Genomic DNA, 2401 nt, shown 5'->3' with positions numbered 1-2401 from the left:
TGCCAGCCCATTGAAAGCTCCCATCCTTTTGTTTCCATGTCGGCATAATTCCCTTTTGGAACTGTTGCTCCAAAAGTAGCCGGTGCTGTTAACCCAACAGTGAACATGTCTGTGGTATTCCTGATATAAGCATCTCCGCTAAAAGTAAGTCGGTCAGATAGCATAACAAGGTCCAGACCCAGGTTGGAAGTGGTTGCCGTCTCCCAGGTAAGCCCATCAGGCAATACCGCAGGCTGTGAGGTTATGGCCGGTTTTACCCCACCCAGGATGGGATCCGATTGTCTGATCGAAAAGTTTTCCTGATAGATATAGGAATTGATATTTCCATTTCCTAATGACCCATAGGAGCCTCTGATCTTGAAGTCAGAAATGAATTTCGGCGATACTTTCCAGAAAGACTCCTGGCTTACCCTCCATCCAGCAGAAACTGATGGGAAGAAGCCGAATCGCTGATCTGTAGGAAATTTTGAAGAACCGTCATAACGTCCGTTAATCTCAAGGAGATATTTATTGTTAAAGACATAATTTAAACGGGAAAATCCTCCAAGGATAGCCCAGCGCTCATATCCCCCGGCTGTAGTAATTGCCTGTCCTAATGCCAAATTGATGTCGTTAGCATCTTCGAAAATTATCCCATTCCGTTGCGCAGCAAGTCTCTTAAAGGTGGATTGTTCAAAATTATAACCCACCATAAACTTCATATAGTGCTTTTCACGAAACGTATTTTCATACTCTGTATATAGGTTATTTGCAAGATACTGGATGTTTCTTTGGTCAAATAAAAGGTCATTGGTGGTAGTACCCACAAAATTGGTTACACCCTGAATGGTGCTATAAGGTACCTGTACCCGTTTACGATCTTCGTCGTTATCCTGGTTCCGGAAAGTAAAGTCGCCGTTTACCCTCACCTTATTTCCAAAGAAACTGGAAGAAAATCCAGTGGTATTTCTAAATATTTGACGCTTAGTATTAATCCCGTTCTTTCCGTAAACAAAATCTCCTACGGTGTAAACAGAGGAAAACGATAAAGAACCATCCGGATTGAATATGGGCGATGTTGGATGACCTTCATCACCGATATTTCGCCAAATTCCCCCGCCTTCACCTACGTTTAATGGATTAAAATAGGACATCACAGAGAAATCAGCGTTATTATCAATCTTTAGCCATGGGAAAACCTGCACTGCACCCCGTGCGCGGAAGTTTTTCATGTCATAATCGTCAGAGTTGTAACGGAATAAGCCATCCTGTTTTTGATACCTTCCTGAGACAAGGAAGGAGATTTTCTCGCTGCTTCCCGTCAAAGAAAGGTTATGTTCATTAGCCCCGTTATTGTCCTTATATAATTCTTTGTAATAATCTGTACTCGAGTAATAAATATATTCTTTGGTAATCGGATCAATCTCCACCGTATTATAGGGCTGGCCTGACTCTGCTCTTCTTTTAAACTCAGCAAGGTAAGCCGGAGACCATTTCTGTGTTTTATTCGCATTTTGAGGGAACGAACCATCCCCATTAATAAAGGCATCGGTGAACATTTGTGCCCAGGTATAACCATCGGTTACAAAATCAGGGCGCTCAACAGGACTCTTAGAAGCAAAGTTGTTCGAATAATTCACTGATGTGCGACCGCCCTGAGGTTTCTTGGTAGTAATTAAAACCACACCAAAAACAGCTCTGGCTCCATAAATAGAGGAGGCCGCAGCATCTTTCAACATTGTTACGGTTTCCACATCATTTGGATTCAGTAAACTCGGATCACCTTCTACCCCGTCGATAAGTACTAGTGCACTACCACCCTGGCCTATCGAAGTTGCACCCCTGATATTATAAGATGGAGCCTGATTAGGCTTTCCATCCCCAAGCCTGATGTTCAAATTGGGTAATACCCCCTGAAGTCCCTGGCTAAGATTTGGTATTGGCCTGTCTGTAAGTGCTTTGCCTGATACCTGGTCAACGGCACCTGTCAGGTTCTCTTTTTTCTGAGTACCGTAACCTACAACCACTACTTCATTTAAAACCCCTGATTCGGGAAGCAGGCTGACATTATTGGTCGAAGTTTCTCCTGAACCGACAACCACGCCCGTTATCCGCTTCGGCTGATAAGATATGAAGGTAAAAACAAGAGTGTACGTTCCCGGCTGTGCGGTTAAGGAATATGTCCCATCTGCTCCGGTTTGAACTCCGTTAGTAGTACCATCGATTTTTACACTTGTACCTGGCAGCGGTGCGCCTGTTTCATCCGTTACTTTTCCGGTAATGCGTCCGGGCACTTGTGAATAAGCTGTTTTTGTTTGGAAGAGAAATAATACGTGCGTTAGTAATAAAATACCAAACAGCACACTCTTCTGCTGGCGCAGTAGAAATATTTTCATATTTTAGAATACTTAGTTGATTAATT

At 43.1% G+C, this 2401-nt stretch carries 1 protein-coding gene; it reads right to left on the bottom strand.

Annotated features, from left to right (window positions below; translation table 11 throughout):
• Nucleotides 1-2375 (bottom strand): SusC/RagA family TonB-linked outer membrane protein (locus tag WBJ10_RS01490; protein ID WP_424287790.1); only part of this gene is annotated, 2375 nt, incomplete at its 3' end.
• Between the last annotated feature and the right edge of the window lie 26 nt (nt 2376-2401).

The organism is Daejeonella sp. (genome assembly GCF_049655485.1).
Lineage (GTDB): Bacteria > Bacteroidota > Bacteroidia > Sphingobacteriales > Sphingobacteriaceae > Daejeonella.
The sequence above is the reverse complement of the archived record's forward strand: the minus strand, read 5'-3'. Positions and strand labels throughout refer to the sequence as shown.